The 24,221-nt window shown below is 64.6% G+C and carries 21 protein-coding genes; 14 read left to right on the top strand and 7 right to left on the bottom strand.

Annotated elements, in window-relative coordinates:
* Positions 1-30: 30 nt before the first annotated feature.
* Together NLM27_RS30635 and NLM27_RS30630 are read right to left on the bottom strand one after the other, a co-directional pair.
* Positions 31-1,467 carry a glutamine synthetase family protein gene (locus NLM27_RS30635; RefSeq protein WP_254146818.1) on the bottom strand — a complete coding sequence of 479 codons (1,437 nt, stop codon included), beginning with the start codon at positions 1,465-1,467 and terminating at the stop codon, positions 31-33.
* 161 nt (positions 1,468-1,628) lie between these two features.
* Complete coding sequence (locus NLM27_RS30630) at positions 1,629-2,987, bottom strand: aromatic ring-hydroxylating dioxygenase subunit alpha (protein ID WP_254146817.1); 1,359 nt, start codon at positions 2,985-2,987, stop codon at positions 1,629-1,631.
* Between the two features lie 325 nt (positions 2,988-3,312).
* On the opposite strand from NLM27_RS30630, the gene NLM27_RS30625 reads away from it, so the two are divergent.
* From NLM27_RS30625 to NLM27_RS30610, 4 genes are all read left to right on the top strand, one after another.
* On the top strand, positions 3,313-4,098 hold the full coding sequence (locus NLM27_RS30625) for an IclR family transcriptional regulator C-terminal domain-containing protein (RefSeq protein ID WP_254146816.1): 786 nt from the start codon (positions 3,313-3,315) through the stop codon (positions 4,096-4,098).
* A gap of 61 nt (positions 4,099-4,159) precedes the next feature.
* Entirely contained in the window at positions 4,160-5,893 is a 1,734-nt protein-coding gene (gene ybaL, locus NLM27_RS30620) for a YbaL family putative K(+) efflux transporter (RefSeq protein WP_254146815.1), read from the top strand.
* Positions 5,847-6,107 (top strand): hypothetical protein, encoded by a 261-nt coding sequence (locus NLM27_RS30615; RefSeq protein WP_254146814.1) that lies wholly within the window; start codon positions 5,847-5,849, stop codon positions 6,105-6,107. The genes ybaL and NLM27_RS30615 overlap by 47 nt, the downstream gene beginning before the upstream one ends.
* A 111-nt stretch (positions 6,108-6,218) precedes the next feature.
* Entirely contained in the window at positions 6,219-6,551 is a 333-nt protein-coding gene (locus NLM27_RS30610; protein WP_254123896.1) for a PRC-barrel domain-containing protein, read from the top strand.
* 21 nt (positions 6,552-6,572) lie between these two features.
* Here NLM27_RS30610 and NLM27_RS30605 read toward each other — a convergent pair whose 3' ends face one another.
* Both NLM27_RS30605 and NLM27_RS30600 read right to left on the bottom strand, forming a co-directional pair.
* The gene (locus tag NLM27_RS30605) at positions 6,573-6,968 is read right to left on the bottom strand and encodes a group II truncated hemoglobin (RefSeq protein ID WP_254146813.1); all 396 of its coding nucleotides are present in this window, start codon (positions 6,966-6,968) and stop codon (positions 6,573-6,575) included.
* Positions 6,969-6,970: 2 nt separating this feature from the next.
* Positions 6,971-7,879 carry a helix-turn-helix transcriptional regulator gene (locus NLM27_RS30600; RefSeq protein ID WP_254146812.1) on the bottom strand — a complete coding sequence of 303 codons (909 nt, stop codon included), beginning with the start codon at positions 7,877-7,879 and terminating at the stop codon, positions 6,971-6,973.
* Positions 7,880-8,012: 133 nt separating this feature from the next.
* Here NLM27_RS30600 and NLM27_RS30595 point away from each other — a divergent pair, with 133 nt between their 5' ends.
* The 5 genes from NLM27_RS30595 to boxB all read left to right on the top strand — a co-directional run bounded on the left by NLM27_RS30595 (position 8,013) and on the right by boxB (position 14,530).
* Positions 8,013-9,554: a benzoate-CoA ligase family protein gene (locus NLM27_RS30595; RefSeq protein ID WP_254146811.1), complete on the top strand. Its 1,542-nt coding sequence runs from the start codon at positions 8,013-8,015 to the stop codon at positions 9,552-9,554.
* Positions 9,555-9,806: 252 nt separating this feature from the next.
* Entirely contained in the window at positions 9,807-10,625 is an 819-nt protein-coding gene (locus NLM27_RS30590) for an alpha/beta fold hydrolase (protein WP_254146810.1), read from the top strand.
* Between the two features lie 21 nt (positions 10,626-10,646).
* Positions 10,647-11,171, top strand: coding sequence for a DUF309 domain-containing protein (locus NLM27_RS30585; RefSeq protein WP_254146809.1), 525 nt, complete (start codon positions 10,647-10,649; stop codon positions 11,169-11,171).
* Between the two features lie 120 nt (positions 11,172-11,291).
* Positions 11,292-12,980: a 2,3-epoxybenzoyl-CoA dihydrolase gene (gene boxC / locus NLM27_RS30580; RefSeq protein ID WP_254146808.1), complete on the top strand. Its 1,689-nt coding sequence runs from the start codon at positions 11,292-11,294 to the stop codon at positions 12,978-12,980.
* Between the two features lie 98 nt (positions 12,981-13,078).
* Positions 13,079-14,530: a benzoyl-CoA 2,3-epoxidase subunit BoxB gene (gene boxB / locus NLM27_RS30575; RefSeq protein ID WP_254146807.1), complete on the top strand. Its 1,452-nt coding sequence runs from the start codon at positions 13,079-13,081 to the stop codon at positions 14,528-14,530.
* Between the two features lie 207 nt (positions 14,531-14,737).
* Here the strand turns inward: boxB and NLM27_RS30570 are convergent, their stop codons facing one another.
* The 3 genes from NLM27_RS30570 to NLM27_RS30560 form a co-directional block, all read right to left on the bottom strand.
* Entirely contained in the window at positions 14,738-15,538 is an 801-nt protein-coding gene (locus tag NLM27_RS30570; RefSeq protein ID WP_254146806.1) for an SDR family oxidoreductase, read from the bottom strand.
* A 352-nt stretch (positions 15,539-15,890) separates the two neighbouring features.
* Positions 15,891-16,928, bottom strand: a complete 1,038-nt coding sequence (locus NLM27_RS30565) for an IS110 family transposase (RefSeq protein ID WP_254144077.1) — start codon at positions 16,926-16,928, stop codon at positions 15,891-15,893.
* A gap of 214 nt (positions 16,929-17,142) precedes the next feature.
* Positions 17,143-18,201, bottom strand: a complete 1,059-nt coding sequence (locus NLM27_RS30560; RefSeq protein WP_254146805.1) for a polysaccharide deacetylase family protein — start codon at positions 18,199-18,201, stop codon at positions 17,143-17,145.
* Positions 18,202-18,367: 166 nt separating this feature from the next.
* Between NLM27_RS30560 and NLM27_RS30555 the strand changes: the two genes are divergently transcribed.
* The 5 genes from NLM27_RS30555 to pstS all read left to right on the top strand — a co-directional run bounded on the left by NLM27_RS30555 (position 18,368) and on the right by pstS (position 24,069).
* On the top strand, positions 18,368-19,762 hold the full coding sequence (locus NLM27_RS30555) for an OmpA family protein (RefSeq protein WP_254146804.1): 1,395 nt from the start codon (positions 18,368-18,370) through the stop codon (positions 19,760-19,762).
* A gap of 2 nt (positions 19,763-19,764) precedes the next feature.
* Positions 19,765-20,067: a hypothetical protein gene (locus NLM27_RS30550; protein WP_254146803.1), complete on the top strand. Its 303-nt coding sequence runs from the start codon at positions 19,765-19,767 to the stop codon at positions 20,065-20,067.
* A 453-nt stretch (positions 20,068-20,520) separates the two neighbouring features.
* Positions 20,521-21,576, top strand: coding sequence for a lysylphosphatidylglycerol synthase domain-containing protein (locus NLM27_RS30545; protein WP_254146802.1), 1,056 nt, complete (start codon positions 20,521-20,523; stop codon positions 21,574-21,576).
* 32 nt (positions 21,577-21,608) lie between these two features.
* Positions 21,609-22,910 carry an ATP-binding protein gene (locus NLM27_RS30540; RefSeq protein ID WP_254146801.1) on the top strand — a complete coding sequence of 434 codons (1,302 nt, stop codon included), beginning with the start codon at positions 21,609-21,611 and terminating at the stop codon, positions 22,908-22,910.
* A gap of 145 nt (positions 22,911-23,055) precedes the next feature.
* Positions 23,056-24,069 carry a phosphate ABC transporter substrate-binding protein PstS gene (gene pstS / locus NLM27_RS30535; protein WP_254146800.1) on the top strand — a complete coding sequence of 338 codons (1,014 nt, stop codon included), beginning with the start codon at positions 23,056-23,058 and terminating at the stop codon, positions 24,067-24,069.
* The last annotated feature ends 152 nt before the right edge of the window (positions 24,070-24,221 follow it).

Genomic DNA, 24,221 nt, shown 5'->3' with positions numbered 1-24,221 from the left:
CGCTTCACGCCGGCGTGAGACCTATCTCCATCAAAACACTTCGAAATATTCGCGGTGCTCCCAGTCGGTCACCTCGGCGAGGAAGCGGTCGATCTCGGCATTCTTGATGTGGGTGTAGTAGTCGACGAACTCAGGCCCGAGCTTCTCGCGGAAGAACGGATCGTCCTTCAGCGCGCCGACGGCGTCGCGCAGCGATTTCGGCAACAGCGGCGCCTTGGCCTCGTAAGGGGTATCGGCCGACGGACCCGGATCGAGCTTGCGGTCGACGCCGTCGAGGCCCGAAAGAATCTGCGAGGCCATGTAGAGATAGGGGTTGGCGGCGGGCTCACCGATCCGGTTCTCCAAGCGCGTTGCGGCATCGCCGGCCGCGCCGAGCACGCGGATCATCACGCCGCGATTGTCGCGGCCCCAGATCGCGCGGTCCGGCGCCAGCGAATAGGAGCGGTAGCGCTTGTAGCCGTTGATGGTCGGGGTGGTGAACACAGTCGACGCACGGGCGTGGTCGAGCAGGCCGGCGAGGTATGAACGGCCGAACGCGCTGAGCGGCTCGCCGCCGTCTTTCGCCATGAACAGATTGTCGCCGCCCGCGCGCGAGACGATCGACTGGTGCAGATGCCAGCCGCTCGCGAATACGTTCGGCAGCTTTGGCCGGCACATGAAGGTGGCGTGATAGCCGTGGCGGCGCGCGATCTGCTTCACGGCTGAGCGGAACAGCACCATGTTGTCGGCAGGCTCGAGGCCCTTCTTCGGAGCGAAGGTGAACTCGCACTGGCTCGGCCCGAACTCGACCTCGACCGAGCGCAAGGGCAGCCCAAGCGCGACGATGTCGCGCCGCAAGATCTCCAGCACCGGCTCCATCTGATCGAACCGCTGCTCGGTAAGATATTGATAGCCGTGGCTGAGCAGGCTCACCGAGGGCGGCGTGCCGGGCTGGCCGGCGTCCTCGGGCCGCATGTGCGCGTCGTCGAGCTTGAAGATGTGGAATTCAACCTCGAGGCCCGCGACGAAATCGTGGCCGCGGCCTACGAGATCATCGAGAACCTTGCGATAAAGCCCACGGGTGGCGAACGGAACGGCGCGGCCGTCGCCAAAATAGAGATCGCACAGCACCCAGCCCGTGGTGGGTGCCCACGGTAGCACGCGAAACGTGCTGGGATCGGCGACCATCAGCACGTCGGCCGCGCCCTCCATCTCCTTCATGCCGAAGCCGCCGCCCGATGTGAACACCGGGAACACCGTGCGGTGCGAGGTGTCCTTGGCCAGCATGGTGGTGGTGATGGAGCAGCCGCTCTCCAGCGAGGCGATCGCTTCCGAGGCGATGATGGTCTTGCCGCGCAAGATGCCGTGCTGGTCGGGGAAGGCGAGGCGGATGACCTCGAGGTTCTTTTCCTCGGCGACACGGCGCATGCGCGTCGCCGCACCCTTCTGTTCATCCGACCACAGCGCATGACGCGCGACGAAAGTCACTTTGGCTGCTCCTCAATCACCGCTGCTCGACGTGTGCAAAACACCTGCCACATCCTCCGTCATTGCGAGGAGCGTAGCGACGAAGCAATCCAGAGTCTTTCCGGAAAAGCAGTCTGGATTGCTTCGCTGCGCTCGCAATGACGGTGGAGAGAGTTTCATCCTCACTCCGCCGCCGTCAGCCGATGCACGTTTTCGGCAATGTCCTTCGGCACCGGAGCCGTCCACGGCGCGCCGCGGCGGCGCTTGACGTCGATTTCCATCCAGTAGGTCTCCCAGCCCCGGGTCGGCCCGATGCCGTCCATGGTCGCCGGACCCTGGATGCTGCGCGCATTGGCTTCGTCCAGAAACAGCATCGGCCTCTCGCCGCCCGAGACCTTCTCGATCTCCTGCCGGAGCAGGCGGCGATATTGCACGATCGCCTTGTCGCTCGAACCGAGATGCTCCTTGGTGCGGTCCTGGATCGCGCCCATGGATTCCACCGCCCACTGGTCGTGGACGTTGATGTCGGTGCCCATGCCGGTATAGGTCGCGGTCTGCTGCTCGTGCGGATCGAAACCGTAATCGTTGCTGCGATTCTTGCGCGAGACGTAGTCGGGCAGCTCGTAGAGCTCGAGGCGCTGCGTGCGCATCTTCTGCTTGTCGACCGCGTTCGCGTAGCTGGTGAAGATCGCGTACCAGTAGCAGTTTTCGTCATCAACCGGCACGTGCCACTGCGTGATCGTCATCTCCGTGCTCATGGGGATGACGAAGCCGTGCGGGAAGAGCTGGTTGGTGACACGCACATGGGTGCGCTCCTCGTCAATCTCGCGCAGCGCGATCAGCCTGAGTCCATATTCGGTGTGCTCGACATTGATGATCGGGCGGTCGTACTCGCGCAGGATTTTTGTCATCGGCAGGTCCGAGCCAGCCGAGGCGCCGCGGAATTGCTTGCCGTAGGCGGTGGAGGTGTCCTCGTCCTCGAAGAAACGATGCAGATAGGAAGCGTGCGCCGGATCGATGCCGACCTCCAGCGCCTGCAGCCAGTTGCAGGCCATGTGGCCCTTGAACGCAAAGGTATGCGTGCCGGGCGCGACGAAGCAGTCGAGCTCCGGGAATGCCGGCGGCTCACCCTCGCCGGGATAGGCCCAGAGGATGCCGCTCTTTTCCACCACGGGATAGGAGCGCTGGCGGATGTTCTGGCAGAGCTTTGAATCCTTCGGCTCGGCCGGCGTCTCGATGCACTGGCCGGTGGCGTCGAACAGCCAGCCATGGAAGGCGCAGCGCAGGCCGCCATGTTCGAGCCGGCCGAAGGCGAGATCGGCGCCGCGATGCGCGCAATGACGATCGATCAGGCCGTAGCGCCCTAGCTCGTCGCGGAACAGGACCAGATTCTCGCCGAGCAGCTTGACGGGGCGGATCGGCCGCGCGCCCTCGAGCTCGTCAACCAAAGCCGCCGGTTGCCAGTAGCTCCGCATCAGCTTGCCGCAAGGGTCCTTGGGGCCGGTGCGGGTGATCAGGTCGTTCTGCTCCTGGCTCATCATGGCGGTTGCGTCCTTCTTGATGAGGATCGTTGTCTATCGGCGAAGCACATTCTTCTTCGCCTCTCCCCGGGTGCGGGGAGAGGCCGGAGCGCATCGCAAGATGCGATCCGGGTGAGGGGGATTCTCCGCGAGGGCAGTTATCACCGTCCCTGTGGAGACTCCCCCTCACCCCACCCTCTCCCCGCAAGCGGGGCGAGGGAGCGTGAGAGCGTGCTCAGCTAACCGAAACTATCCAAAGCGTGTGTTCGCCTATTGAACGAATGGGCGAATTATGACATGCCTTGAAGCGGCAGCAAGCACTATTTTGCAGGATTGTCCCGAGATCATGCCCAAGCTGAAGCGAAGCGAGAGCGACGAGCGCGCGACGGATTTCGTCGAGAGCCTCGACCGCGGCCTGCGCCTGCTCCAGTGCTTCGGCGCCACCGCCGGCCCGATGACGCTGAGCGATCTCGCCCGGGCCGCCGATCTGCCGCGCGCCACCGCGCGGCGCATGCTGTTCACGCTCCAGCGCGGCGGCTACGTCAGCGGCGACGGCAAGCTGTTCTCGCTGACGCCGCACGTGTTGACGCTTGCGGCGTCCTATTTGCGCTCGAGTCAGCTCGTCGCCGTGCTTCAGCCCGTGCTCGATCGCGTCGCGACCGCGGCAAACGAAATCTCCTCGCTCGCCGTGCTCGACGGCGATGATGTCGTGTTCGTCGCACGCAGCAGTCCGGCGCGGATGTTCTCCGGCGGCCTCGAGATCGGCTATCGTCTCCCGGCCTTCTGCACCTCGGTCGGCCGCGCCATGCTCGGCCAGTTCGACGATGCCGAGCTCGCCGCGCGGCTGAACGCGATGACGCGCGAGGCGTTGACGCCGCAGACGGTGACGGACACGAAGGCGCTGCTCGCGCGCATCGCTTCCGATCGCGCGCAAGCCTATTCACTGGTCGATCGCGAAGCCGAGCCGCATTTCCGCTCGATCTCGGTTCCCGTGCAGCGTTACGATAATGTGATCGTCGCCGCCGTCAACATGGGCGCCCACGTCGATCGCGTGACGGAACGGGAATTGATCGATCGTTTTCTGCCGTTGCTGCGCGCCGGCGCAGACTCCGTGCGCTCGCAATTGCTGTGAGCTGCGACCCGCGCGCACAGGTCGCGGTGCGCACCCGTGCTCGCTGTGTCAAAAGGCAAAAATGCCGCATGACACACCTCTCATCGCCACCATCGTCGTTGGACTTGGATTAGCCTTCGTACTTGGAACAATTGCGCAGCGGTTTCGCGTGCCGCCGCTGGTCGGTTATCTTCTCGCCGGCGTTGCGGTCGGCCCGTTTACGCCAGGCTTCGTTGCCGACCAGGCGCTTGCCACCGAGCTCTCGGAACTCGGTATCATCCTGCTGATGTTCGGCGTAGGCCTGCACTTCTCGCTGCAGGATCTGCTCAGCGTCCGCAACATCGCCGTGCCCGGCGCCGTCGTGCAGATCGCGGTAGCGACATTGATGGGGCTCGGCCTTGCGCTGCTGATGGGCTGGAGTGTCAGCGCCGGCCTCGTGTTTGGTCTCGCCCTGTCGGTCGCGAGCACTGTCGTCCTGCTTCGCGCACTGCAGGAGCGGCGTCTGATGGAAACCGACCGCGGCCGCATCGCTGTCGGCTGGCTCATCGTCGAGGACCTCGCCATGGTGCTCGTGCTGGTGCTGTTTCCAGCAATCGCAAGCCTTCAGGGTGCCGTCGCCGATGGCACGCCTGCTTTCGGACCGTTAGCTTCGCAGCTGGGCCTTGGGCTTGCCGGCGTCGTGATGTTGACCATCGTCAAGATCGTCTTGTTCATCGGCCTGATGCTCGTGGTCGGGCGCCGGGTGATCCCCTGGATTCTGCACTACATTGCGCATACCGGTTCGCGCGAATTGTTCCGGCTTGCCGTGCTCGCAATTGCGCTGTGCATCGCGTTCGGAGCGACAAAGCTGTTCGACGTCTCGCTGGCGCTCGGCGCGTTCTTCGCCGGCATGATGCTGCGGGAATCGCCGCTCAGCGCGCGGGCCGCGCAGGAATCGCTGCCGCTGCGCGATGCCTTCGCCGTGCTGTTCTTCGTCTCGGTCGGCATGATGTTCGATCCGATGAGTGTGGTCGGCGAGCCCTGGCCGCTGCTCGCCACGCTCGCGATCATCATGCTCGGCAAATCGCTCGCCGCCTTCCTGATCGTGGTGCTGTTCCGGCATCCGGTCGCGACCGCGCTGACGATCTCGGCGAGCCTGTCGCAGATCGGCGAGTTCTCCTTCATCCTCGCCGAGCTCGGCGTCGCCTCGCAGATTCTGCCGAGGGACGGCCGCGACCTGATCATGGCCGGCGCGATCCTGTCCATCATGCTCAATCCGCTGATGTTTGCGGCCGTCACCTGGCTCGCGCCGCTGCTCGATCCGCGCCGGGACAACCCGCAAGCCACCGCCGTGCCCGAGCCGATCCGCAGCACCGACCTGACCGACCATACGATCCTGATCGGCTATGGCCGGGTCGGCGCGCTTGTTGGCGAGGCCTTGAAGCAACGGCGATGGCCGTTTCTCGTCGCGGAGGTCGGGGAGAGCGCGCTCAAGAAGCTGAAGCAGGGCGGCATCGAGACCGTCATGGGCAACGCTGCGCAACCCGAAATCCTCGGCGCCACCAATCCATCAGGTGCACGGCATCTCGTGATTGCGATCCCCGAGGCGTTCGAGGCGGGGCAGATCGTGCAGCAGGCGCGCGCCGCCAATCCTGATATCCGCATCATCGCGCGGGCGCATGCGGATGCCGAGGTCGATCACTTGAAGGGGCTCGGGGCGGATATCGTCATCATGGGCGAGCGGGAAATCGCGCGCGGCATGATCGAGGAGTTGGAGAGGAGATATCCGGATGCTGCCCAAACTCCCGGTACGCTCGCGGTCGGTTCGGTCGTTTGACGTGATCACGCCTGCGGGACGGATCTACCGGTTTCCGCCGCCGACCTTGTTGCAGCGGCTGCTGCGGTGGGGGCTCGCACATGCGGAAACGGTGGCGATCTCGGCGGCAATCCTGGCCTTGATCTATGTTGCGGGCTTTACCGCCGAGGCCTTGGATCGGTCGATGTTTGACGCATGCAACGATCGGGTCGGGCAGCCCGTTGGAATGTCGTAACCCGGGCAAGCGAACCGATACCCGCGAAAGTGTCGCAAGACACCGGATGTCGCTTCGCTCATCCGGGCTGCAGGCCTATAATCCGCTCAGACAAGTCCAAGGGAGCACGCCATGCAACACACCATGGTTCCCAGTGACCGCGTTGAGCACGTCGCCGTCTATGGTTGCGACGGCAGCAAGCTCGGCACGATCGAGCGATTGATGCTCGACAAGGTGAGCGGAACCGTCGCCTACGCCGTCATCAAGACCGGGCGGCTGCTCGGCACCCATCACCACTACCCCGTGCAGTGGAGCGCGCTGAAATATGATCCGGGACGTCAGGCCTTCCAGGTCGAACTGACGCCGGAACAATTGAGCAGCGGCCCCTGCGAAGTCGATGGCGATGAATTCGACTGGGGCGACCGCTCGCGGCCGTACCAGCATCCGAATTACTGGTCGATTTGATTGGCTCGATCCGGGCTGCGGTCACTGCCTGTTGCGCATCCAGTCGGCGAGGCCGGACAGCGCCTTGTCGAGATCCTGCCGCGCGGCGCTATCTGCCACGGTCTCCTCCAGCGCGCCGCGCATGCAGATCATCCAGGCGTCGCGCTCGGCATCGCCGATGGCAAAGCCGATGTGTCGCTGTCGCAGCCGCGGATGGCCCTTCTCGACGGAGTAAAGCCGCGGGCCGCCGGTCCATTCGGTGAGATAGCGCTTCAGCACGTCCCTGATCAGGCCGAGATCGTCTGCGTGCATCGCGCGGATGATTTTCGCCTCTGGCAGGGTGTCCATGCGCTCGTAGAAGCGATCGACCAGCCGGTCGATCGTGGCGCTGCCGCCGATCCGTTCGAACATGGAGATTGCGACGTCGCTATCGGTCATCTCTACAGCGCTACGCTGCGCAGCCCGAAGCTGCGCGCCTCGTTCTGCAGCACCGGTCGCACCGCATCGATCAGCCGCGCGGCGGCCGCATCGACGGACAGGCCCGCGGTATCCACCACGGCTGTCGCGCGCGAATAGAGCGGCTCGCGGCTGAGCAGGATGTTGCGCAGCTCCGCCATCGCGGAGCGGTCGTCGGCCATCGGGCGAAGGTCGCCCTGGCGGCGCACGCGCGCCATATGCTCCTCGGGTTCGGCCTTCAGCCAGATCGTGTAGAACGAGGTCAGAATCTGGTCGAAAGTCAGCGGCTCCGAGACGATGCCGCCGCCGGTCGCCAGCACCATCAGCTCGTTGCGCGCGAGCAGCTGCTGCAATGCCGCCTGCTCCATGCGGCGAAAGCCTTCCTGGCCGTAGAGCGCGATGATCTCGGCGACCGAGAGGCCGTTCTGCTGCTCGACCTCCTTGTTGAGCTCGACGAAGCTCCAGCCGACCTTCTTTGCCAGCATCCGGCCGAGGGTGGATTTGCCGGCGCCGCGGAGGCCGATCAGGGCGATGCCGCAGAACGGTGCGCGTCGCGGCGCGGTTGCGCTGCCGCCGGCGAGCAGGTCCTTGGCCTGCGCGATCTGCGCCGGCGTCGCCTTGCGCAAGAGATCGCGAAACATCTGCCAGTCCGGCGTCGGATCGGCCGAGGGCAGCAGATCTTCCAGATGCGCGCCCATCGCGTCGGAGACGCGGCGGAGCAGCACGATCGAGACATTGCCCTTGCCGCTCTCGAGCTGCGCGATGTAGCGCTCCGAGATTCCTGATACCTTGGCGAGCACTTTGCGCGACATGCCACGCAGCGCGCGCATGGTGCGCACGCGCTGGCCGAGCTGTTCGAGGAATTGGGATTCGGCGTCGGGACTGTCGGTCATGAGGCTTCTTTAGCGGATGCCAGTAAGGAGGTCCTGCGGCGCGTTTTAATGAAACATAGTGCCTGATGGCATTGACAGCAAGCCGCTGCAGTGTCTTTCTATGAATTATAATTCTAAATTCGGGGAGACGTCCGTGAGCGAGGGATCCTACAATGCGGTGACCTGGCTGCTCGACCGTAACGTCGAGGAGGGGCGCGCCAACAAGCTCGTCTTCGACGACACCGTCTCGCGGCTCACCTATGGCGAGCTCGCGCGCGAGACGCGGCGCGCCGCCAACATGCTGCGCCGGCTCGGCGTCCGCCGCGAGGAGCGCGTGGCGATGATCATGCTGGATACGGTCGATTTCCCGATCGTTTTCCTGGGTGCGATCCGCGCCGGCATCGTGCCGGTGCCGCTCAACACGCTGCTGACGGCCGACCAGTATGCCTACATCCTCGCCGATTGCCGCGCGCGCGTGCTGTTCGTGTCCGAGGCGCTGTACCCCGTCATCAAGGATGTCGTCGGCCGCATGCCCGATCTCGAGCATGTCGTGGTGTCCGGGGCCAAGCAGAATGGCCACAAGCAGCTCACTGAGGAGATTGCCGGTGAGAGCGATCAGTTCGCCACCGCCGCGACGCATCCCGATGAGCCGGCGTTCTGGCTCTATTCGTCGGGCTCGACCGGCATGCCCAAGGGCGTGCGCCATCTACATTCGAACTTGCAGTCGACGGCTGATACTTATGCGAAGCAGGTGCTCGGCATCCGCGAGAGCGACGTCTGCCTGTCCGCGGCAAAACTGTTCTTCGCCTATGGTCTCGGCAACGCGCTGACCTTCCCGATGTCGGTCGGCGCCACCGTGGTCCTCAACAGCGAGCGTCCGACGCCGGCGCGGATGTTCGACCTGATGAACAGGTTCAACCCGTCGATCTTCTACGGCGTGCCGACGCTGTTCGCGGCGATGCTCAACGACGAGACGATGAAGGCCGAGCGCGGTGGCAAGGCGCTGCGCATCTGCACCTCCGCCGGCGAGGCGCTGCCGGAATCTGTCGGCAACAGCTGGAAGGCACGCTTCGGCGTCGACATTCTCGATGGCGTCGGCTCGACCGAGCTCTTGCACATCTTCCTGTCGAACGCGCCCGGCGACATCAAGTATGGCTCGTCCGGCAAGCCGGTGCCGGGCTATGCGGTGCGGCTCGTCAACGAGGTCGGCCAGGACGTCGCCGACGGAGAGGTCGGCGAGCTGCTGGTCGATGCGCCCTCCGCCGGCGAGGGCTACTGGAATCAGCGCCACAAGAGCCGCCGCACGTTTGAGGGACCGTGGACCCGGACCGGCGACAAATACGTTCGCGACGGGGAGGGCCGCTACACGTTCTGCGGCCGCGCCGACGACATGTTCAAGGTGTCCGGCATCTGGGTCTCGCCCTTCGAGGTCGAGAGCGCGCTGATCACGCACCCGGCGGTGCTGGAGGCTGCCGTCGTGCCCGAAGCGGATCCGGAAGGGTTGCTGAAGCCAAAAGCCTTTGTCGTGCTGCGGCCCGGCGCCAAGACAAGCGACCTGCAGGAGATGTTGAAGGAGCACGTCAAGCAGAAGATCGGCCCTTGGAAATATCCGCGCTGGATCGACGTGGTGGACTCGCTGCCGAAGACCGCGACGGGAAAGATCCAGCGGTTCAAATTGCGCGAAGGGGCGAATTGAGCGCAACTGTACGGCATATGACTGACGCCATGGCGGCAAGCTCCGGTGCGCTCCTCCCCCCTTGTGGGGGAGGGCGGGGGAGAGGGGTAGCCCAGCAAACGGTCTGTATTATCGCGCGCCAGATATTCTTCGTCACACCGGGAGTCTCCGTGTGGCACCCCTCTCCCTAGCCCTCTCCCACAAGGGGGGAGGGAACGACTGAGCCAGCGGACGCATCTCGTTCCAACTGCGCGATCGAAGAAGAGTGACAGCATGACCAACCTCACCCCCACCGGCTTCCTCAGCATCGGCAACGCCAGCCTCGAATACAAATGGCTCGCGCCGTTAAATCCGGACGCGCCCACTATCGTCATGCTGCATGAAGGCCTCGGTTCGGTCGGGCAGTGGGGCGATTTTCCGGAGAAGCTTCGAGAGGCGACCGGCGCCGGCATCTTCGTTTATTCGCGCGCGGGCTATGGCCAATCGAGCAGGGTGACGTTGCCGCGTCCGCTCGACTACATGCAGCGCGAGGCGCTGGACGTCCTGCCCAGCCTGCTCGACGCCATTGGCTTCAAGCGCGGCCTCCTGCTCGGCCATTCCGACGGCGCCTCGATCGCGACGATTTATGCCGGCGCGCATCAGGATTATCGGCTAAGCGGCCTCGTGCTGATTGCGCCGCATTTCATCGTCGAGGACGTCTCGGTCCAGTCCATCGCAGCGATCAAGACCGCCTTCGAGACCACCGACCTCAAGGCAAAGCTCGCGCGCTGGCACCAGGATGTCGACAACGCCTTCTACGGCTGGAACGGCGCCTGGCTCGATCCGAAATTCCGTGACTGGGACATCTCCGAATCCCTCGCCTATATCCGCGTTCCCATCCTGGTCGTGCAGGGCGAGGATGATCAATATGGGACACTGCGTCAGGTCGAAATTGCGCAGGAAGAATGTTATTGTCCGGTAGATTTTAAAGTCATTTCAGGCGCGGGGCATTCCCCGCATCGTGAAGCGCCGGGGGCGACGCTTGACGCTATTGAGCAATTTGCAAGAGCGGCCCTGCGCGACGATCAGGGACTTCAGGGACGCGCCGCATGATGTTGCGGAGGCGCACCTTCAATGAGTGTGCCTTCGAACGCGAGCGGGCCGCTGCCGTGGCCGCAATGGGCCTATGTGCCGGGCGAGCCCGGTGCAGCGGACGCCGATTACCAGACGCTGGACCTGGCCAAGACGCTGGTGCCTTCGGCGTTCCGCGGCTATGTGCCGGCGCGCCATCCGGCGCTGCGCTACGGACTTACGCTCAACGACCGCGGCTTTTTCTGGGAAGCGCAGGAGGTGCTGGAGGCGGTGTGGGCCGCAGCACCGCAAGGTGGCCGCGAGCGCATTCTGCTGCGCGCCTGCATCCATATCGCCAATGCCAATTTGCGGCTGCGGATGCAGCGGCCGCGCTCGGCCGTACGCCTGTTCGGGGATGCGCTCGGCGAACTGCGGGCGCTGAACTCGCGCAAGGCGGCTGCGGCCGGCGACGGCTTCGTCGAAACCTTCCCTGTCCCGGCCCTGATCGCGCTGTTGCAAGCCAAGCTCGGCCGTCCAGAGCTCTCCAAGGCTGACTGGATCGGGCTCGGGGCTATCGTGCGGTCGTAAACGTACTCATGAAACAAAGTGCATGTGACGGCCGTTAAGGACTAGACGCGTTCAAAAAGATGCATTATTGTGCATCTAACGCTACGGCGGCAATGTAAAACCAAGCTCAGGGGATGACCCATGGCCGGGGAAGATCGGCGCCTCGCAGGCGGCGCGACATTCATCGATTTCCAGACCGAACCGTCCCGCTACAAGCACTGGAAGCTTGCGGTCGAAGGCAACGTCGCGACGTTGACCATGGACGTCGACGAGAACGGCGGCCTGTTCGAGGGCTATCTTCTCAAGCTCAACTCCTACGATCTCGGCGTCGACATCGAACTGGCCGACGTGGTCCAGCGGCTGCGCTTCGAGCATCCGGAGGTGAAGGTCGTGGTGATGCGCTCTGCCAAGAACCGCGTGTTCTGCGCCGGCGCCAACATCCGCATGCTCGCGGGCTCGACGCATGCTCACAAGGTCAATTTCTGCAAATTCACCAACGAGACCCGCAACGGCATGGAAGACTCCTCGGAGAATTCCGGCCAGCGCTTCATCACTGTCGTGAACGGCTCCGCCGCCGGCGGCGGCTATGAGCTGGCGCTCGCGACCGACCACATCATCCTCGCCGATGACGGCTCGTCCGCCGTGGCACTGCCCGAAGTGCCGCTGCTCGCGGTGCTGCCGGGCACCGGCGGGCTGACCCGCGTCGTCGACAAGCGCAAGGTGCGCCGCGACCACGCCGATTTCTTCTGCACCATCGAGGAGGGCGTGAAGGGCAAGCGCGCCGTGCAGTGGCGCCTCGTCGACGAGATCGCGCCGAACTCGAAGCTGGAGGCCAAGATCGCCGAACGCGCCAAGGAGTTCGCGGCCGCCTCGTCGCGCAAGGGCAGCGGCAAGGGCGTTGCACTGAGCCCACTCAGGCGCATGATCGACGAAAACAGCATCCGTTACGGCTTCGTCACGGTCGACATCGATCGCACGGCGCGCATCGCCACCATCTCGATCAAGGCACCGGAGGCGGCACCGCCGGCCGACATCGACGGCATGATGGCGCAGGGCGCCGCGTTCTGGCCGCTCCAGGTTGCGCGCGAGCTCGATGACGCCATCCTGCACCTGCGCATCAACGAGCTCGAGATCGCGATGTTGGTGTTCAAGAGCCATGGTGACCGCGCCCATGTGCTCGGCAGCGACGCCTTCCTGGAAGCCAACAAGGCGCACTGGCTGGTCAACGAAATCCGCCACTACTGGAAGCGCGTGCTCAAGCGCATCGACGTCACCTCGCGCACGCTGGTGACGCTGGTCGAGCCCGGCTCGTGCTTTGCCGGCACGCTCGCCGAGCTCGTGTTCGCCGCCGACCGCTCCTACATGCTGATCGGCACGCGTCAGGGCGACAACCGTCCGCCGCCGTCGATCGAACTGTCCGCGATGAATTTCGGCTCCTATCCGATGAGCCACGGCCTGACGCGGCTGGAATCGCGCTTTCAGGCCGATCCATCGGACGTGGAGCGCGCGGAGGCGACGCTGGGCACGACGCTCGACGCCGAACAGGCGGAAGAGCTCGGCCTCGTCACTTTCGCGCTCGACGACATCGACTGGGACGACGAGGTCCGGGTCTTCCTCGAGGAGCGCGCCAGCTTCTCGCCCGACAGCCTCACCGGCATGGAAGCCAGCCTGCGCTTCGTCGGCCCGGAGACGATGGAGTCGAAGATCTTCGCGCGCCTGACGGCGTGGCAGAACTGGATCTTCCAGCGCCCGAACGCGGTCGGCGAGGAAGGCGCGCTGCGCCGCTACGGCAGCGGGCAGAAGCCGAAATTCGATATGACGCGGGTGTAGCGAGTAGGGAGTGGCGAATAGCGAATAGGGATTTCCATTCGCTACTCGCCATTCGCCATTCGCAGGAAACGATCAGGTTCAACGCGGGAGAGCTCCCAATGAATATGAACATCATGAACGTCGACTACTCGACCAAGATTCCGAACAACGTGAACCTCGCCGAGGACCGCCAGGTGCTCAAAGCGCTGGAGGGCTGGCATCCCGGCTACATGGACTGGTGGAGCGACATGGGCCCTGAGGGCTTCCAGGAGTCGCTGGTCTATTTGCGCACCGCTTACTCGGTCGATCCGCGCGGCTGGGCCAAGTTCGACTATGTCCGCATGCCCGACTATCGCTGGGGCATTTTGCTGGCGCCGCAGGAAGAGAACCGCGTCGTGCCGTTCGGCGAGCATTATGGCGAGCCGGCCTGGCAGGAAGTGCCGGGCGAGTATCGCGCCATGCTGCGCCGCCTGATCGTGATCCAGGGCGACACCGAGCCGGCCTCGGTCGAGCAGCAGCGCCATCTCGGCAAGACCGCGCCCTCGCTCTACGACATGCGCAACCTGTTCCAGGTCAATGTCGAGGAAGGCCGTCATCTCTGGGCGATGGTCTACCTGCTCCAGAAGTACTTTGGTCGCGACGGCCGCGAGGAAGCCGACGATCTCCTGCGTCGCCGCTCGGGCGATGCCGATGCGCCGCGCATGCTGGGCGCGTTCAACGAGGCGACGCCGGACTGGCTGTCCTTCTTCATGTTCACCTATTTCACCGACCGCGATGGCAAGATGCAGCTGCACTCGCTCGCGCAGTCGGGCTTCGATCCCTTGTCGCGCACCTGCCGCTTCATGCTGACGGAAGAAGCGCACCACATGTTCGTCGGCGAGACCGGCATCACTCGCGTCGTGCAGCGGACCTGCGACGCGATGAAGGAAGCCGGCATCACCGATCCCTCCGATATCGCCAAGGTCCGTGCGCTCGGGGTGATCGACCTGCCGACCATCCAGAAGAAGCTGAACCTGCACTATACGCTGTCTCTTGATCTCTTCGGCTCGGAGGTCTCGACCAACGCGGCCAACGCCTTCAACACCGGCATCAAGGGCCGCTATCACGAGACCCAGATCGAGGACGATCATCAACTCAAGAACGCCACCTATCCGGTGCTCAAGTTCATCAACGGCGAGATCAAGCTGGTCGACGAGCCCGCGCTGACCGCGCTCAACATGCGTCTGCGCGACGATTACAGCCAGGATTGCGTCAAGGGCATGCTGCGCTGGAACAAGGTGATCTCGACTGCGGGCTACGACTACAAGCTGACCTTGCCTAATGTCGCGTTCCATCGCCACATCGGCGAGTTCAAGGACATCCATGCCACGCCCGACGGCATTTTGATCGACGAGGCCACCTGGGCGAAGCGCAAGGACGAATGGCTGCCGTCCGCGAGCGACGGCGACTTCATCGCCTCCCTGATGCAGCCTGTCACCGAAACCGGCAAGTTCGCCTCTTGGATCTCGCCGCCGAAGGTCGGCATCGACAACAAGCCCGGCGATTTCGAGTATGTGAAGATCGAGTCGTAGGGGTTGCTCGCGAGACGCGACGCCCCCGCCAAATACTCACCTGTCGTCCCGGCGAAGGCCGGGACCCATAACCACAGGGAGCAGTTTGGCGAAGATAAGCTGTTCGGTACTCATACCGATCACCGTCGATAGAGTCCGCGGTCTGGGTCCCGGCTTTCGCCGGGACGACGCTGGTGTTCCGCGTGGCTGCCCTATCGCCCCGCGGTCTTACCCCGCAATCTCCAGCCCCGCATTCGCGTACACCACGCCGCCGTCGACGGCGATGGTGTTGCCGACCACGTAATCGCCCGCGCGCGAGGCGAGATAGATCGCCACGCCAGCCATGTCCTCGTCGGTTCCGATCCGCCGCGCCGGGATGCGCTTTGCGACCTCGTCCGCGTGGTCGCGCGCGGCCCGGTTCATGTCGGACTTGAAGGCGCCCGGCGCGATCGCGGTGACGTTGATGTTGTCCTTGATCAGCTTCGTCGCCATGCGCCGCGTCAGATGGATCACGGCGGCCTTGCTGGCGGCGTAGGAATAGGTCTCGCTCGGATTGACGAAGATGCCGTCGACCGAGGCGATGTTGATCACCTTCGCCGGCCGTTCTGCGCTTGCCGCCGCGCGCAGCGGCTTTGCCAGCGCCTTGGTCAGGAAGAACAGCGACTTGACGTTGAGGTCCATCACCTTGTCCCAGCCGCTCTCGGGGAATTCGTCGAACTCCGCGCCCCAGGCCGCGCCGGCATTGTTGACGAGGATGTCGAGCTTCGGCTCCAGCTTGATGATTTCGCCGGCGAGCCTGTCGCAGCCTTCGACGGTCGAGATGTCGATCGGTAGTGCGATGCAGTCGCCGTCATATTGCGCGGTGAGTTCCTTGGCGGTCGCCTCGCACGGGCCGGCCTTGCGCGCGGTGATGTAGACCTTTGCCGCGCCTTGCGCCAGGAAACCGGCTGCGATCATCTTGCCGATGCCGCGCGAGCCGCCAGTCACGACCGCGATGCGGCCTTTGAGTGAGAACAGATCGTTGAACATGGTGCCTCCCTTGGTTGCCGCTGGTTTTGAGCGGGGCCGGGAGGGGAGTCAATCTCTGCCGTCGTCCTGGCGAAAGCCAGGACCCATATGTGGACGGCCCCCGTGGCACAAGAGCTTTGTGAGGTTTGATCGGATCGCTTGCATCCATATGTGCGGCCTGTTGATGCAGCTTTGTAGCCGCTGGCCAAGATGGTTTCCGCAACACGAGTTCCAATCACCGCTGCGACCTTGCTCGGCCAATGGGTCCCACGGATTTGCTCGCGTCTCGGGTCGACCGATCACACCATCTCCTCTGCTCCTGCAGCTCCGGTTCGGTCGGCGGACTAAGTCGCCGGCCGGCCGAATCTCTCAACTACGCGGCAACGGCCATTTGGGCATCGATCCGCGCGCTATCGTAGCTTTCCCCCGTGGTCATCAGTTTCCAGGCGATGCGAGCCATCTTGTTGGCCAGCGCCACTGCGGCCAGCTTCGGCGTCTTGCGCTTCAACAGCTCGATCAGCCAGCGAGGCCCGCGATCTCGGGTTTTGGCCATCTTCACCACCGAGGTTGCCCCGACCACCAGCAGCTGACGTAGCCTCTCATCACCTGCCCGGGTGATCTTGCCGAGCCGGGTCTTTCCCGCAGTGGAATGGTCCTTGGGCGTCAGGCCGAGCCAGGCTGCGAACAGCCGCCCCGAGCGGAAGGCGTGTGGGTCGGGCGCCTTCATCACCAGCGCCGCCGCCGTGACCGGACCGATCCCCGGGATCTGCGCCAATCGCCGGCTCGTGGCATCGGCCCGGTGCCAGGCCAGCAGCTTGGCCTCGACCGCCTTCAGCTCGACCTGCACCTGGTCATATTGGCGAGCCAGCATCGCAAACAGCTCGCGGGCCAGCGCCGGCACGCCTTCGTCCTGGCTGATCGCCGCCAGGAACGCGGCGAGCTTGTCCAGCCCCTTGGCCGCGATCAGACCGAACTCCGCCGCATGCCCGCGGATCGTGTTGGAGAGTTGCGTGCGACGCGCGACCAATTGCTCGCGGACGCCCAGCAGCATCAGTGCAGCCTGCTGCTCCGCCGTCTTCACCGCCACATACCGCATCCGCGGCCGGCTCGCCGCCTCGCACAGCCCTTCCGCATCGCGCCCGTCGTTCTTGTTGCGCGGCACGTAGGGCTTCACCAGCTGCGGCGCAATCAGCTTGAACGTGTGTCCCAGCCGGCCGAGCTCGCGTGCCAAGTGGTGGGCGGCCCCGCAAGCCTCGATCACGACCACCGTCGGCGGCAGCTTGGCAAAAAACTCCAGCATCGCCTTGCGGCTGAGCCGCTTGCGCAACACGACCTGCTCGGAGGCGTCAACGCCATGGAGCTGGAAAATATACTTCGACGTATCCATTCCAATGCGGATAATCTGACCCACGGACGGCTCCTGTGAATGAGTGTGTGACAACCTCATTCTGGCACACTGATGCCGTAGGGGGCCGTCCACCCCATCACCCCAGGAAGCGGTCGTTGAAATGAGCTGTGGCCCGCGCGCTTCGCAAAATGGAAGGCGGTGGTAATGGGTCCTGGCTTTCGCCAGGACGACTGCGGAGTTTGTGCCGATAGTGGAGGACCACAGCGGAGCTTGGGGATCAGGCCGCCGCGATGCGGCGAAAACCGTTCCACATCGCGGTCGCCGCGCCCGAGGTCAGGACCGGCAGAATCCGTGCGTCCTGATAGTTGCCGTTGAGCGAGACACGCGGCAGCGCGGTCATGTGGCCGGCATTCTCGGCGAACAGCATGCCGGGCCGTGTGGTCACTGCGGTCTTGAACCCGGCTGCCGCCGCGAGCGCGAATTCGCGATCGCCCGCCGCTTCACGGTCGCCATAGGGATAGGCGAAATGCAGCACGGGGCGTTCCAGCGCCTGCTCGATCCGGACGCGGCTCGCCGCCATTTCCTGCGTGGCGATCTCTTCGGCCTGTTTGGCGAGATTGCAATGGCTGATGGAATGGGCGCCGATCGTGACCAGGGGATCGGCGGCCAGTGTCTTCACCTCGTCCCAGGACAGGCAGAGGCTGCGGCACAGCGCTTCCATGTCGACGCCGTAAGTCGTGCAGAGGGCTTCGATCTCGCGCTTCAGGTCGTGCTCGCCCGGCAGCGCACGCAGCCAGTCGTGCAGGCGCTCGAACGCCGCCCGCTTGGCAGCGGGCGTCGTCGTATCGAGCCGCAGCGCGGAGTGGCCGATTTTCACGTCGATCTGCTCGGTCTTGGCGATCACCGCTTCCAGTGCGATCCACCACAGACGTCCGGTGCCCTCGGCAAAATCGCTCGCGACATAGACGGCCAAAGGCGCGTCAAATTCGCGCAGAACCGGCAGCGCATAGTCCAGATTGTCGCGATAGCCGTCGTCGAGGGTGAAGGCGGCGAAGCGCCGGTCGAACCGGCCCTGCGCCAGCCGCTCATGCAGCTCGTCCATGCTGACGATGTCGATGTCGCGCGATCGCAAATGGCACAGCGTCGCGCGCAGGAAATCCGGGGTGACTTCGAGATGCCGGTTCGGCTGGAACGCAGCCTCGCGGGCCGGCCGCACGTGATGCAGCATGAAAATGGCGCCGACGCCGGACAGCAATGGGCGCAACAGGTGGTGCGCCCCGCTGAAATAGAGCGCTTCCAGCCCGGCGCGGATGACGTTGTTGCGGAGTTGTTTCATTGCAGGCTGGCCGACCCCCGGGCATTCCACCCACAACTTACGGAAGGACCCTTGAAGAAAAAGTTATTCCAGTTGTCCACGTAGGGCCTCCAGAAGGGCACTATTTCCGGTTTGACAGCCCGCCAAGGGTTTGTTTTGTCTCCGGTTCCAGAGTTCGGGTCGTCGAATGCAGAAGCTTTTCAGGTGGGCCAGCAAATGGTGGCCGGGGCTGATCCCCCTGGCCGTCATGTGGGGATTTGCGGCCTGGAATAACACCTTGCCGGTCGAGGCGGATCTGTCGGCCCGAAGCTCGGCGGCGCTTAAGGATACCGTCCTGGACAAGACCCGGATCGCGGTCGATGGCCGCGATGTCAGTCTTGCCGCGGACGCCTTCTCCGAGGAGGGGCGCCGCGACGCCGTGGCGGCCGTCGAAACCGTCCCCGGGGTGCGGCTGGTCGACGACCGGACCCGCCTTGTTCCCGAGGCCAAGCCCTTCGTCTGGAACGCCGAACGTGACGTGGTGCGGGTGACCCTGTCGGGCTCCGCGCCGCTGCCCTCGATGCGGGCGCGGCTGATCGAGGCGGCGCGCAAGGAAGTCGCCGGTGTCGAGGTGGCCGATCAGATGGGTCTGGCACGCGGTGCGCCGCCACGGTTCGAGGTCGCCGCGATGTTGCTGCTCGACCAGATCAGCAAGCTCAAGGACGGCAAGATTACGATCACGGACACCAAGGTCAATCTGTCGGGCATGGCGCGCGAGCTCGGCGGCCGTGAGGCGATTGCCGCCGCATTGAAGAACCTGCCCGAGGGCTTTTCGATTGCTGCCAACGACGTCAAGGCGCCGCCCTACATCTTCCAGGCCTACAAGGATCCGGTGGCCGCGACGGTGACGCTGACCGGCTACGTGCCGGACAACACCGTCCACGCGGCGATCGCCACCAGCGCCTCGCGAAAGTTCTTCAACGAGAAGGTCGTCGACAATCTCAAGGCCAGCATCGGCGCACCCGGCTCGTTCAACACCGCCGTGGTCGCAGCGCTCGGCGCGCTGTCGCGACTGTCTACCGGCACGCTCGTGGTCTCGGATCGCGAGGTGAAGCTGTCGGGTGATGCGCTCTACGAGGGTGCCGCCAACGACATCCGCGCAGGCCTTGGCAAGGACTTTCCGAAGAACTGGCAATACAAGCCGGAAATCACGGTGAAGCCCGCGGCCGGCCCCGTCGACGGCACCGTGTGCCAGCAGCTGTTCTCGGACCTCCTCGCCAAGGGCAAGATCCGCTTTGCAGCCAAGCGCGCGGACATCGATCCGGATTCCGCGGGCATTCTCGATCATCTGATCGAGACGGCGTTGCGCTGCCCCACAATCAATATCGAGGTCGCCGGGCATACCGATGCCGACGGCGAGGACTCCTTCAACCAGGCTCTCTCGGAGAAGCGCGCGCAGGCGGTGATCGATTATCTGGTCAAGTCCGGCCTGCCCGCCAGCCGGTTCACTGCGGTCGGCCACGGCAGCACGCAGCCCCTCGCCGGCAACGACACGGACGAGGGCAAGGCGCAGAACCGCCGCATCGAATTTCTGGTGAGGTGACGATGCCCTATCTCGTCTCGTTCCATATGGGTTGGCTGATCGGCTCGCTGTTGCTGGGCTTTTGCATGGGCTGGATCTCGGTAGTCCAGCGCGGCAACGGCACCTCCAAGGTGACCGCGCGGTGGCTCGCCGCGCTTGCCGCCGGTCTGGTCGCAGCTTCGTTCGCGCATGTGGTCCCTGGCCGTTTCGGCTATTGGCTCGACCTCGGCCTGATCATGTTCGCCTGCTATCTCGTCGGCTGCACCATCGGCGCGTGGCTGCGCGACCGGGTGGTGTCGCGGACCGCGCCGCCGGCCGCCCTGTGATGTTGCCGTGCACCCTCGCGCGAGGGGACTGGGGTGCGCGTCGCCGCGGCCTTTCGGCGCATCAGAAATCCGTGACCCCGCCGCTGCAATGATCCCTCTTTCAACAGGCGGGCGTGCCCCATAGATTGATGTCGGCTTAAGCCGTCACGGAACATTGTGCCGTCGAAATCATCAAAACTTCATGGCGTCTGCGCAGGATTGAAGGAGATTCGGGTCAAGCCTTGCCGCCGAAAGTGCCAAACCGTGCATCAGGAGCCCGCGACCCTGCCTAAAATATTGAAGGCACGTGTTTTTGTTCGAATTGGCGAATTCCACTTCGCCCGAAAACGCGCTAGTGGAGGGGCAGGGTGCATGCGCGATGCCGGAGCCGGCGGCGAGGGTTCGTTGAGTGCCTGTGTGTCGTCCGCCTGTCTGCCGGCCACCCTGGCCGCTGAAGCGTTGTTCGAGGTCTAGATGCTGGAAGCCATACGCAGGGCGACGTCGTTTCTGCGCCAGAAGCAAATCCTGCATAAGCTTGGAGTTGTGACCAGCATCGCGGTCATCGGCATCGCTTGCTATGTGCTCTACCACATGCTGCGCGGCATCGATCGCAACGAGGTGATCGAGGCGATCAAGAGCACCGAGCCGAGCCAGATTGCTATGGCGGCCCTATTCGTCGCTGCGGGCTATTTCACCCTGACCTTCTACGACCTTTTCGCCACGCGCGCGATCGGCCACGCCCACGTGCCCTACCGGATTAACGCGCTCGCCGCCTTCACCAGCTATTCGATCGGTCACAATGTCGGCGCCAGCGTCTTCACCGGCGGCGCGGTGCGCTATCGCATCTACTCGGCCTATGGGCTGAACGCGATCGACGTCGCCAAGATCTGCTTCCTCGCCGGCCTGACCTTCTGGCTCGGCAATGCCGCCGTGCTCGGCCTTGGCATCGCCTACCATCCGGAGGCCGCCGCCTCGATCGACCAGCTGCCGGCCTGGCTGAACCGGACGCTGGCGATGATGATCATCGTGGGGCTGGTCGCCTATGTGGTCTGGGTCTGGACCCAGCCGCGGGTGGTGGGACGCGGGCCCTGGACCGTGGTGCTGCCGGGCGGGCCGCTGACGCTGCTCCAGATCGCGATCGGCATCGTCGATCTCGGTTTCTGCGCGCTCGCCATGTACGTGCTGGTCCCGGACGAGCCCAATCTCGGCTTCGTCGTGGTCGCGGTGATCTTCGTCTCGGCGACCCTGCTCGGCTTTGCCAGCCATTCGCCCGGAGGTCTTGGTGTGTTCGACGCCGCCATGCTGGTTGGCCTCTGGCAGATGGACCGGGAGGAGCTTCTGGGCGGAATGCTGCTGTTCCGCGTCCTCTATTATCTGTCCCCCTTTGTCATATCTGTAATCTTGCTGACGCTTCGCGAAGTTATAATCGGCGCACGTTCGAAGCGCCTGCAGCAGGCGGCGCTCAAGCTAGACCCCGGCCCGGCGCGTGAGGCCGCCTATGTGAGAGAGCGCAGCGACAGCGGCGCCTGACCAGCGCAAGCCCCAAGGAGAAGCCCTCCCCGATGGCGATCGACGCCCCATCTTCTCCCAACACCCAGCCCTGGTCCGATCGGCTGCGGCACTCGACCATCATCCTGATCGCTGCGGCGCTGGCGCTGTCGGTGCTCGTCTCGCTGGGCGAGCTGTCGGCGCTGCCCGCCGCCATCGTGTTCCTCTGCATTGCGGCGGCGGCGCTGATCCCCTGGCGCCTGCACGATGCCGCCGCATCGCGCGACGACGTCAGGCGCATCAACAACCCGGTCGAGAGTGCGGCGGTGGCCGCCGTCGTCGCCGGCATGCCCGATCCCGCGGTGCTGCTCGACCGCGCCGGTCGCGTCATCCACCTCAACGCCGCTGCCGCTCAGCTCGCGCCGGCGCTGCGCAGGAACGAGCTCGCCCAGTTCGCGCTGCGCTCGCCGGAGATCATCACGGCGCTGCGCGAGGCGATCGCGACCACCGAACCGCGGCGCGCGACCTATCTCGACCACGTTCCGGTCGATCGCTGGCTGGAGCTCATGATCACGCCGGTGCCGGTGCCGACCACCTTCGGCGGCGCCGACAAATGCATGCTGATGACCTTCCACGACCAGACGCCGCTGCGTCGCGTCGAGGAGATGCGGGCCGATTTCGTCGCCAATGCCAGCCACGAGCTGCGCACGCCGCTCGCCGCCCTGTCGGGCTTCATCGACACGCTCCAGGGCCAGGCCAAGGACGATCCAAAGGCGCGCGAGCGCTTCCTCGGCATCATGCACAACCAGGCCACCCGCATGGCGCGCCTGATCGACGATTTGCTGTCGCTGTCGCGGGTCGAGCTATCGGCCCATGTCCGGCCGGACACCCTGGTCGACCTCTTGCCGATCATCCTCCAGGTCGCCGACGGGCTCGAGCCGCTGGCGCGGGAACGCCAGGTCGATGTCGAGACTCATCTGCCGGATGCCCCGGTGATGATCGCGGGCGACCGCGAGGAGCTGCTCCGCCTGTTCGAGAACCTGATCGAGAACGCGCTCAAATATGGCGCCTCGGGCGGTCGCGTCATCGTGTCGCTGACCCCAAGCACGGCCACTGATGGAGCTCAGGAAATTCGGGTCATGGTTCGCGATTTCGGCCCCGGCATCGCGCCCGAGCACCTGCCCCGGCTGACTGAACGCTTCTACCGGGTCGACGTCGGCGACAGCCGCTCGCAGGGCGGGACAGGACTCGGATTATCGCTGGTGAAACATATTCTTAACCGTCATCGCGGCCGGCTTCTGATCGAAAGCGTGCCCCGGCAGGGTGCCACTTTCACGGCCTGTTTTCCCCAGGCCAAGACTCCGGCTCTCACCTGAAAATCAAGCGATTTTAATCGCTTGAGGGTGTCATCCAGCTGTCACGAAACCTTCGTAAAAGCACAGCCGACCGCTCCTAAAGGGGGCGGCGCGGGGAGCGCGATCGGGCGCGGATGGCGCTTCGCTCCCCTGTATGGAGACCAGCATGAATTTCCTCAAAACTATCGTCGCTGCTGGCTTGGTCGCCGCATCGACGACTGCGGCCTTTGCGGCCGACATCACGGGAGCCGGCGCGACGTTCCCGTTCCCGATCTATTCGAAGTGGGCTGACGCCTACAAGAAGGAGACCGGCAACGGCCTGAACTACCAGTCGATCGGTTCCGGCGGCGGCATCAAGCAGATCCAGGCCAAGACCGTGACCTTCGGCGCCAGCGACGCGCCGCTCAAGGCCGAGCAGCTCGAGAAGGACGGCCTCGTCCAGTGGCCGATGGTGATGGGCGCGATCGTCCCCGTGGTCAACCTCGAGGGTGTGAAGCCGGGCGAGCTGGTGTTCGACGGCGAGACGCTGGCCAATATCTATCTCGGCAAGATCACCAAGTGGGACGATGCCGCGATCAAGAAGCTCAATCCGAACGTGAAGCTGCCGTCGGACGCCATCACCGTGGTCCGCCGCTCGGACGGTTCGGGCACCACCTTCAACTTCACCAACTACCTCTCCAAGGCCAGCGCGGACTGGAAGAGCAAGATCGGCGAGGGCACCGCGGTCGAGTGGCCGGTCGGCGTCGGCGCCAAGGGCAACGAAGGCGTGTCGGGCAACATCAGCCAGACCAAGAACTCGATCGGCTATGTCGAGTACGCCTATGCCAAGCAGAACAAGCTGACCTACACCGGTCTCGTCAACAAGGCCGGCAAGCCCGTGCAGCCGACCGTCGAGGCCTTCCAGGCGGCCGCCGCCAACGCCGACTGGTCCAAGGCTCCCGGCTACTACGTCATCCTGACCGACCAGCCCGGCGACAAGTCCTGGCCGATCACGGCGGCGACCTTCATCCTCATGCACAAGTCCGCCACTGACAAGGCGGCCTCGCAGGAAGCCATCAAGTTCTTCCGCTGGGCCTTCAAGAACGGCGGCAAGATGGCCGAGGAGCTCGACTACATCCCGATGCCCGACAGCGTCGTCCAGCAGGTGGAGAAGACCTGGGCTGCCGAGATCAAGAGCTGAGCGCTCGCTCTCGCGTCCCGGACACGGCGCAGCCTGAAGTGCTGCGCCGCTGAGCCGAGCCCACAAGAACCAAGCCCCGGATGGGCGAGCGCCGCATCCGGGGCACGGGGCCAAAAACAAGCGTATACATAAACGGGTACAGGGGATCGGCG

Origin of the sequence: Bradyrhizobium sp. CCGB12, from assembly GCF_024199845.1 — a bacterium.
In the GTDB taxonomy this organism is placed as follows: Bacteria; Pseudomonadota; Alphaproteobacteria; order Rhizobiales; family Xanthobacteraceae; genus Bradyrhizobium.
This window is presented reverse-complemented; position numbering and strand designations above follow the sequence as displayed.